Here is an 8,605-nt window from a genome sequence, read left to right as displayed (position 1 = left end):
GCGGCGATCGCCGCAGTTCTCGAGCCGGGCAACCGGCTGACATGGTTGTTGCGTGCGGTCTTCGACCGTGTTCAGCGCTGCCACCGAAACATCTTGACGGCGTGCCTGTGGCGCATTCTACAAAGGATTGCCCCCACATGGAGACGCCAGATGTTCGGTGCCATTCCACTGCTGATCGTGCCTTTCGTGCTCTACAATCTCGGACTGCTGGGAATATTCGGCAGCGGTGACGATCCGTGGGCGAGCGAGGTCTTCTCGTTCCGCATGATGTCGGGCGGCGTGTTCTCGATGACGCTCGGCGACCTGATGGTGCTGATCGGGCTGATCTTCCTGTTCCTCGAAATGGCGAAATCGGTGCGCACGACCAATGCCTCGATCATGGACCATCTTCTGTCGACGCTGGTCTTCGTGGCCTTCCTGGTCGAGTTCCTGCTGGTGAAGGGCGCCGCCCATTCCGTCTTCTTCACGCTGATGGTCATCGCGCTGTTCGATGTGCTGGCCGGATTCGCGGTGTCGATGCGGTCGGCCAGCCGGGATATCAATCTGAACTAAGGCTGCATTGATATTCAGGTGATGCCGGCCTGCAAATGGCGGCTTCCTGCGCTTCCCCGTTCTACCGCGTCGCGGTAGAACTGTGCTCACGTACCCAAAAGTACGCTCCGCTCCGGTTCTCGGAGGCCACCCAGTTTGGTCGCTTCGCGCCCGTCTTCGACTCCGGCTCGGCCTGACCTGAATCTCAACGCAGCCTCGCCTAATATCGAAGGATGCTCAGCCCGGATCGGCGGTGAACCCGGCGGCCTCGATGCCGGCGATTGCCGCGGCTTCGTCATTGTCCGACGTGTCGCCCGAAATGCCGACGGCGCCGATGATGGCGCCGGCCTTGTCGCGGATCAGCACGCCGCCGACGACCGGCAGCACGCGTCCGCCCGAGACGTCCGAGATGCCGGCGACGAGATGCGGGCGCTCCTTGGCGAAGGCCTCGACTTTACGCGAGCCCATGCCGATGGCCAGCGCGCCATAGGCCTTGCCGGCCGACATTTGCGGACGCAGGAACGAGGCGCCGTCCTGGCGCTGGAAGGCGACCAGATGCCCGCCGGCATCGAGCACCGAGACGCCGAGCGGCTTGAGCTTGAGATCGGCGCCCTTGGCAAAGGCGGCATCGATGATTTGCCTGGCTTTTTCGAGCGGCAGTACGGTCATGGCAGTCTCCTGTTTGAAAACGCGTCGATCATTGACCGTCGACGGGCGAGATAACATCCCGGTTTCGGTTGAAATTGCTTCGCGTGAAGAGGCGGGATGGAAAGCGGCTTCGCCGACTCCAGCCGAGCATGGCGTCGCCGCTTGTGTGGCTCCAGACGTGCCTGGGGGATGGCTATTTTTTCTTGGCGCGGGCCGGCTTCTTGGCGGGTGCCGCCGGCGCGTTGGCGAGATCTTCCGCTTCCTTGGCGAGACGCAGTGCCCGCAGCTTGTTGGTCTTGGCCTGGCGGGCGTCGCTCTCGGCGACGTATTCGGCCATCGCCTTCTGGCGGACGGTTGCCGCCTCTTCCTGCTTCTTGAAGCGCAGGTCGGCGCGCGCGCGGGCAGCATCCCGAGAGTTTTCAACCAAGACCTTATCCAATCCCGTAAATTGTGATTTTCCGCCTATTCTAGCAGAGCCGGCCCCAAAACGGGAAAATAAGTTGGTTACGCGGCCGTGCTGGCGGCGAGGGTTTTGTTGGCAACCACCGCCTCATAGGCGGCCTGCAAGGTCGCGCGGACAGAAGGGCCCGTTGTATCGAACGGCATGCCGAGATGCTCGTGGCGCAACTCGTCCATGAATTTGTCCCACATCGGCTGTCCGCCCTTTTCCAGAAGTTCGGCGCGGATCGACAGTTCGTCGCTGACCGGCAGCCAGACGCGGCCCCAGGCGCCGAGATGGGCCAGGATCGGCACCAGCGTGATCGCCATCTCGGTCAGGCTGTAGATCGCCTTCTGCTTGTGCGAGGGATCGTCGGCCTTGGTCAGCATGCCCAATTCCATCAGCCGCTTCAGCCGGTCGGCGAGGATGTTGGAGGCGATGCCTTCCATCGATCCGTTGAGCATCTCGCGAAAATGACGCCTGCCGCCGAAGATCATGTCGCGAAGGATGATCAGGCTCCAGCGATCGCCGAACACTTCCAGCGACAGGTTGATCGGGCACCCGGACCGGCGATCCATGCTCATGAGATTTCTCCAACAAAACCGGTTGCATTATCGTATCAGTTTTATTATTGTTCAACCGATTGCAAATTGCAATCAGTATTGCAGAGAGGAGACCGCGCCATGACGGCGATCGAACACCCCGAAATCATATCCGAAGCCTTTGGCGAGCCGATAAACCCGCCGCTGTTGCTGATCATGGGAGCAATGGCCTCCATGCTCTGGTGGCCGGAGGCGCTGTGCCGGAAACTGGCCGCCGCCGGCCTGTTCGTGATCCGCTATGACAATCGCGATACCGGCCTGTCGACCAAGTATCCACCGGGAGAGCCGCCTTACACATTCGACGACATGGCGGATGATGCAATGCAGATTCTCGACGAGCACGGCATCGGCAAGGCGCATGTCGTCGGCATGTCGATGGGCGGCATGATCGCGCAGCTTGTGGCGCTCAAGCATCCGTCCCGCGTCGCATCGCTGACCGTGATCAGCAGCTCGCCCGTGGGAACCGACACCTCGCATCTGCCGCAAACGAGCGATGCCTATATCAAGCATTCGGCTGAAGGCGCCAAAGTCGATTGGTCGGACCGTGGCCAGGTGGTCGATTTCATCGTCAGGGATGCACTGGCGATCGCCAGCATCGCGCACCCATTCGACGAAGCCCGGATGAGGGCTTTCGTTGAGCAGGATTACGACCGCTCCGGCGGCTTCCTGAGCGCGACCAACCATTTCATGCTCAAGGGCGGCGACGCCTGGAAGGGCCGCCTGCACGAGATGGCGGCGCCGGTGCTGGTCATCCACGGCACGGCGGATCCGATCTTTCCGGTCGAACATGGCGAGGCGCTGGCCGAGGCGGTCACTGGCGCAAAACTCATTCGCATCGAAGGCGGTGGCCATGAACTGCATCCGGACGATTGGGCGGAGATATCCGCGGCAATCGTTGCTCACGTCCAAGCCAACTGAGGCGGCACAGGCGGGGCTTGACGGACGGCGCTTGTCGCAATAGTTAAGTAAATACTTCAGTGTTAATCTTGGCAAGCAGAACAGCACCGGCCACCGACGAACGGCGAAACAGACGAGCAAAAAATGTCCCTGACGCTTCATTTCCATCCGCTGGCCTCCTTCTGCTGGAAGCCGCTGATCGCGCTGTATGAGAACGCCACGCCGTTTACGCCTTATATCGTCGATCTCGGCAATGCCGAGTCGCGCGCGGCCTTCCTGAAGATTTCGCCAACGGGCAAGATGCCGGCTCTGCGCGACGACGCGCGCGACCGCACGGTGCTGGAATCGACCATTGTCGTCGAATATCTGGCGGCACATTATCCGGGGCCGATCGACCTCGTGCCCGCCGACATCGACCTGGCGCTGGCCGTCCGCCATGCCGATCGCTTCTATGATTTCTATGTGCAGGAGCCGATGCAGAAGATCGTCGGCGACCGGTTGCGCCCCGACGACAAGACCGATCCATTCGGCGTCGAGCAAGCCCGCGATCAGCTGCGCAATTCCTACGCTATCGTCGAGCAGGACATGCAGTCGAAGACCTGGGCGATGGGTGACACCTTCACCATGGCCGATTGCGCGGCGTCCCCCGCGCTGTTCTATGCCAACAAGGTCGAGCCGTTCGGCGACAATCATCCGTCCGTGAAGCGTTATCACGACCGGCTGGTGCAGCGGCCTTCCTTCGCCCGGGTGATCGAGGAGGCGCAGCCCTACTTCAAGTTCTTCCCCTACAACAACGGCTGATCGCGATGCTGCACGATCCCGCCCAGCTCGATCGGATGTTCCAGGCGCTCGCCGACCCGGCGCGGCGACAGATGGTCGACCGGCTGTCGCGCGGCCCCGCTTCGGTCAGCCAACTGGCCGAGCCGCTAGCGATGTCGCTTTCGGCCGTCATCCAGCATCTGAACCTGCTCGAGGCCAGCGGTCTCGTGCGCACGCAAAAACTTGGCCGGGTGCGCACCTGCCAGATCGAGCCGACGGCGTTGAGGGCGGCGGAACGCTGGATCAATGAGCGGCGTCTGGCCTGGGAGCGCCGGCTGGATCGGCTCGGAGATTTTCTCGCAGAAACCAGGGACGAGACCTGAAGGAGGCCACCATGATCCAACGTTCCGTTGTCCATTCCACCTTCGTCATCGAGCGCAGCTATCCTGCAGCGCCCGCAAAAGTCTATTTCGCGCTGAACGATCCGGCCGCCAAGCGGCGCTGGTTCGCCGACCCCGACAACCCGATGCCGAGCCGGCACGAGATGGACTTCCGCGTCGGCGGCAAGGAGGTCAATGCCGGCTGCCCGAGCGACGGGCAGATGCATTTTTACAACGCGGTCTATCAGGACATCGTGCCGAACCAGCGCATCGTCTACAGCTACGAGCTGTTGTTTGGCGAAACCCGTGTCTCGGTGTCGCTGGCCACGATCGAGCTTCTTGCCGAGGGCGAGGGCACGCGGCTGGTGCTGACCGAGCAGGGCGCTTTCCTAGACGGCCATGACACGTCATCCACGCGCGAACATGGCACGGGCGAGCTGCTCGATGCGCTCGGCGCATTCTTGCGCAAGGATGCTTGAGTTACTTGGCGCGTGTTGTCGGTGCGGCTGGCCGTCAAGCTTCCCAGAACTGATCGAGCCAGATGTTGAGTTTGAGGAAGCCGGGGCTGCACACCGTATAGACGCGCCTTGTTCCTTCGGCCTTGGCGTGGACCAGCCCGGCATCGAGCAGGACTTTCAAATGCTGCGAAACGGCCGGGCGCGATACGGGCAAACCTGCGGCCAGCTCGTTGACGGTTTTCGGGCCGCGGCGAAGTTCTTCCAAGAGATAACGCCGGTTTGGATCGGCAATCGCCATGAAGGCGTCGGAAAACATCATGCCTTTATTAGTGAGGCAAAGCCTTTCGAATCTCAACCGTCTGCTTCTGCTTTTCTTCTGGGATCAAGCCGCAATGCTTCCGGGGTGACCGAACGGTCGGCTGGCTGCGTCTTGAAGGCGTCACGATCGCCGATCGGCACCGGCGCGCGGCGGCTGATGCGCAGCAGCGTGTAGCCGGCCAGGCAAAGATGCGCGAAGGCAGTCGCCAGGAACAGGCCTTCCGGGCGCATCCAGCCCATCAAAGCAGCGGCCAGCAAGGGTCCGATCATCGTGCCGAAGCCATAGAGCAGCAACAGGCCGCCCGACACCTTGACGAAATCCTCCGAGCGCGCGTGGTCGTTGGCATGGGCCACGGCGATCGAATAGAGCGTGTAGGCGAAGGCGCCATAGGCTGCGGTGAAGACGATGACGAAAACGCTGGAGCGTGGCTCGAACAGGAAGATCATGAGCGCGAACAAGGCCGCGCCGAAAGCCGCCCCCGCCAGCACGAAACGCCGGTCGGTCTTGTCGGACAGGCGCCCGGCCGGAAGCTGCATGGCGGCGCCGGCAACGACCACCAAGCTCATCATCAGGGCGATCTCGGCCGTGGAAATGCCGATGCGGGCGCCGTAAACCGCGCCAAGCGTGCCCCAGGCGCCGTTGGCGATGCCGATCAACACGCAAGCGACCGCCGACACCGGCGAGTTGGCATATAGGCCCTTGACGTCGAGCGAGACATCCTGCAGCGGCTTGGGGTGGGAAGCGCTCGAGACCGCGGTCGGGATGAGCGACAGGCAAAACAGGATGCCGGTGATCATGAACAGCGACGCCGATTTCACATCGCCACCGGCGACGATCATCTGCCCGCCCATGATCGAGGCATAGGTGACCATCATGTAGAGGCCGAAGACGGTGCCGCGGTTCTCGTTGGTGGCCTTCTCGTTCAGCCAGCTTTCAATGACCATGAAGGCGCCGGCCATGGTGAAGCCGGTGAAGGCGCGCAGCAGGATCCACACATATTCGTCGATGATCAGCCCGGTGAGCAGCGCCACGATGGCGCCGGACGCGGCAAAGGCGCCGAAGGCGCGCACGTGGCCCGCGCGGCGCACGATGCGCGGCGCGAAGAAACAGCCGGTGACGAAGCCGCCGGCCCAGGCCGTGCCCATCAGGCCGAGCGATGCGGTCGAGAAGCCTTCCAGCTGACCGCGCAGCGGCAACAGCAACCCGTGCAATCCGGACGCCGCGAGCAGGAAGGCGGTGCCGCGAAGCAGCGAGAGGATCGGTCGGTAGGTTGCGAACATTGTTTGATCCGGCTCGAGTGTGGCGGGGCGCTGGGTCTGAAGACAGTCGCATTCGGGCTTTTCGGCGGCGGGCTCTTTGCGCCCGCGCACCTATCCGCGACGGAACAGAGCTTCGGCCGCCGACTTAGTGTTGTCCTTGGCCTTGAGTTCGGCCTCCAGCCTGGCGATCTCGTCGCGCAGGATGCCGATGCGTTCCGACAGCTCGCCAACGGAAAGCAGCGACAGGTCCTGCCCGATCTCGTGCGGGCGTGCCTTCTTCTTGGGTTCGTCGTCGAAGATCGCCATCGTCGCTCCTCCTCCGCCAAGACCACATTGGCCATTTGCCTGATTTGGCAATCAGCATACATAGGGCAGGGGCGTCGATGCAAACAGCCGGTCGGATAACGGCGAGAAAAGACGGGAAATCTCATGGCGAGCGGACAGAAAATTCCGGCAAGAATGACGGCTATCGCGATCTCGGAGCCGGGTGGCCCACGGGTGCTGAAGCCGGAAACGCGCGACGTGCCGCAGCCGGGTCCCGGCGAGATCCTGATCAAGGTCCATGCCGCCGGCGTCAATCGGCCCGATGTCCAGCAGCGCAAGGGCGCCTATCCTCCGCCGCCCGGCGCGTCGGACCTGCCGGGGCTCGAGGTCTCGGGCGAAGTGGCGGCCCTTGGCGACGACATATCGCGCTGGCGCATCGGCGACCGCGTCTGCGCGCTGACGCCCGGCGGCGGCTATGCGGAATATGTCAAGGTTCATGCCGGCAGCGTGCTGCCGCTGCCGGCCGGCTTCACCCACACCGAAGCCGCGGCCGTGCCGGAAAACTATTTCACCGTCTGGCACAATGTGTTCGAGCGCGGCGGCCTGAAGCGCGGCGAAACGCTGCTCGTCCATGGCGGCTCGTCCGGTATCGGCACCACGGCAATCCAGCTTGCCTCGGCTTTCGGCGCCTATGTCATCACCACCGCCGGCAGCAAGGAGAAGTGCGACGCCTGCCTGAAGATCGGCGCCGACCGGGCGATCAATTATCGCGACGAGGATTTCGTCGCCGCGGTCAAGGACGCGACCGGGGGCAAGGGCGCCAATGTCATCCTCGATATGGTCGGCGGCTCCTATGTCGAGCGAAACTACGAGGCGGCGGCGATAGAAGGCCGCATCGTCCAGATCGCCGTGCAAGGGGGCGCTGTTGCAAGCGCCGACTTTTCGAAGATCATGGTCAAGCGGCTTACCCACACCGGGTCGACGCTGAGGCCGCGCACCGTCGAGTTCAAGGCGGCGATCGCGGCGGCGCTGGAAGCGCAGGTGTGGCCGTTGCTCGGCACGCGCAAGGTGGCTCCTGTCATGGACATGATCTTCCCGCTCAGCGAAGCCTGGCGGGCGCATGAGCGCATGGAAGATGGTGAGCATATCGGCAAGATCGTGCTCGACGTCGGCTAGGTCGTATCGATATTCAGGTGATGCCGGCCTGCAAATGGAAGCTCCCTGCGCTTCCCCGTTCTACCGCGTCGCGGTAGAACTGAGCTCACGTACTTTAAGTACGCTCCGCTCCGGTTCTCGCAAGCCACCATTTTCGTCTCGGCCTGACCTGAATCTCGATACGCCCTAAGCGTGCGCCTCACTGCCTACAAGATGAACAGAAGCTTAATGCTGCAATGCAGCATTTGCATCATTGCTATGCAAAATCGGCCATTCAAGTCCTCATCGATGACGCCTATTTGAGCACCATCGAAACGAACATCATTCTGGAGGACTACCATGAACCCGATCCGCGCTTTCCGTAACTGGCGTATGTACACCGAGACCGTCCGCGAACTGAACCGTCTCAACGCACGTCAGCTCAGCGATCTCGGCATCAACCGCGCCGACGTCGAAAAGATCGCCCGCAGGGCCATCTGAAGTCAGGTCTGGTCCGCTCCGGCGGACCAAGCCGTAGAAGCCAGAGCCGCATCAGACGACTTTCGTTGCGGTTCCGAGCCCGCTGGACCCAGTCCGGCGGGTTTTGTCGTTTTTAGGGCCGGGATGATCGGCGACCGTCTCAACCGATACTGGTCATCGAGCAGGATTGACCTCACTTTTCAGCACGCATCTTGGCTCGGCGCTTTCACAAGGGCGAACCCTGATGGAAGCAGCGGCAAGCTCCGACATCACCGTCAAGACAGGGTGCACGTATCTCGAACGGATCTTTGCCAAGACCGGAACCCGCCAGCAAAGCCAGCTTGTCGTTCTGCTCAAGAGCGCGGAACCGTTTGGGTTAGTACCCACGGCTTCCGGCCGATTGCTTCCAAAAACGTGTCGGTAGCTAATCAAGTT

At 62.3% G+C, this 8,605-nt stretch carries 13 protein-coding genes; 7 read left to right on the top strand and 6 right to left on the bottom strand.

The window, feature by feature from the left end:
* Positions 1–150 precede the first annotated feature (150 nt).
* A complete protein-coding gene (locus FCU66_RS37255) occupies positions 151–552 on the top strand; it encodes a hypothetical protein (RefSeq protein ID WP_136618351.1) in 402 nt (133 codons plus the stop codon).
* Between the two features lie 216 nt (positions 553–768).
* Here FCU66_RS37255 and FCU66_RS37250 read toward each other — a convergent pair whose 3' ends face one another.
* From FCU66_RS37250 to FCU66_RS37240, 3 genes are all read right to left on the bottom strand, one after another.
* On the bottom strand, positions 769–1,200 hold the full coding sequence (locus FCU66_RS37250) for a GlcG/HbpS family heme-binding protein (RefSeq protein ID WP_136618350.1): 432 nt from the start codon (positions 1,198–1,200) through the stop codon (positions 769–771).
* A gap of 172 nt (positions 1,201–1,372) precedes the next feature.
* Entirely contained in the window at positions 1,373–1,606 is a 234-nt protein-coding gene (locus tag FCU66_RS37245) for a hypothetical protein (protein WP_023810948.1), read from the bottom strand.
* A gap of 77 nt (positions 1,607–1,683) precedes the next feature.
* Entirely contained in the window at positions 1,684–2,202 is a 519-nt protein-coding gene (locus FCU66_RS37240) for a winged helix-turn-helix transcriptional regulator (protein ID WP_136618349.1), read from the bottom strand.
* A 99-nt stretch (positions 2,203–2,301) separates the two neighbouring features.
* Between FCU66_RS37240 and FCU66_RS37235 the strand changes: the two genes are divergently transcribed.
* The 4 genes from FCU66_RS37235 to FCU66_RS37220 all read left to right on the top strand — a co-directional run bounded on the left by FCU66_RS37235 (position 2,302) and on the right by FCU66_RS37220 (position 4,735).
* Entirely contained in the window at positions 2,302–3,138 is an 837-nt protein-coding gene (locus FCU66_RS37235; protein ID WP_136618348.1) for an alpha/beta fold hydrolase, read from the top strand.
* Between the two features lie 123 nt (positions 3,139–3,261).
* A complete protein-coding gene (locus tag FCU66_RS37230; RefSeq protein ID WP_136618347.1) occupies positions 3,262–3,918 on the top strand; it encodes a glutathione S-transferase family protein in 657 nt (218 codons plus the stop codon).
* A gap of 5 nt (positions 3,919–3,923) precedes the next feature.
* Positions 3,924–4,259 (top strand): ArsR/SmtB family transcription factor, encoded by a 336-nt coding sequence (locus tag FCU66_RS37225; protein WP_136618346.1) that lies wholly within the window; start codon positions 3,924–3,926, stop codon positions 4,257–4,259.
* An 11-nt stretch (positions 4,260–4,270) separates the two neighbouring features.
* Positions 4,271–4,735 carry an SRPBCC family protein gene (locus FCU66_RS37220; protein WP_136618345.1) on the top strand — a complete coding sequence of 155 codons (465 nt, stop codon included), beginning with the start codon at positions 4,271–4,273 and terminating at the stop codon, positions 4,733–4,735.
* Positions 4,736–4,769: 34 nt separating this feature from the next.
* Here FCU66_RS37220 and FCU66_RS37215 read toward each other — a convergent pair whose 3' ends face one another.
* The 3 genes from FCU66_RS37215 to FCU66_RS37205 all read right to left on the bottom strand — a co-directional run bounded on the left by FCU66_RS37215 (position 4,770) and on the right by FCU66_RS37205 (position 6,598).
* Entirely contained in the window at positions 4,770–5,033 is a 264-nt protein-coding gene (locus tag FCU66_RS37215; protein WP_136618344.1) for an ArsR/SmtB family transcription factor, read from the bottom strand.
* A gap of 32 nt (positions 5,034–5,065) precedes the next feature.
* The gene (locus FCU66_RS37210; protein WP_136618343.1) at positions 5,066–6,313 is read right to left on the bottom strand and encodes an MFS transporter; all 1,248 of its coding nucleotides are present in this window, start codon (positions 6,311–6,313) and stop codon (positions 5,066–5,068) included.
* A 90-nt stretch (positions 6,314–6,403) separates the two neighbouring features.
* Positions 6,404–6,598, bottom strand: a complete 195-nt coding sequence (locus FCU66_RS37205; protein ID WP_027047479.1) for a DUF1192 domain-containing protein — start codon at positions 6,596–6,598, stop codon at positions 6,404–6,406.
* A gap of 123 nt (positions 6,599–6,721) precedes the next feature.
* Between FCU66_RS37205 and FCU66_RS37200 the strand changes: the two genes are divergently transcribed.
* Positions 6,722–7,732 (top strand): NAD(P)H-quinone oxidoreductase, encoded by a 1,011-nt coding sequence (locus FCU66_RS37200; protein ID WP_136618342.1) that lies wholly within the window; start codon positions 6,722–6,724, stop codon positions 7,730–7,732.
* 318 nt (positions 7,733–8,050) lie between these two features.
* Positions 8,051–8,191 (top strand): DUF1127 domain-containing protein, encoded by a 141-nt coding sequence (locus FCU66_RS37195; RefSeq protein ID WP_136618341.1) that lies wholly within the window; start codon positions 8,051–8,053, stop codon positions 8,189–8,191.
* Positions 8,192–8,605 lie beyond the last annotated feature (414 nt).

It is taken from the genome of Mesorhizobium norvegicum (genome assembly GCF_004919685.1).
Taxonomy (GTDB): Bacteria; Pseudomonadota; Alphaproteobacteria; order Rhizobiales; family Rhizobiaceae; genus Mesorhizobium; species Mesorhizobium norvegicum.
The sequence above is the reverse complement of the archived record's forward strand: the minus strand, read 5'-3'. Positions and strand labels throughout refer to the sequence as shown.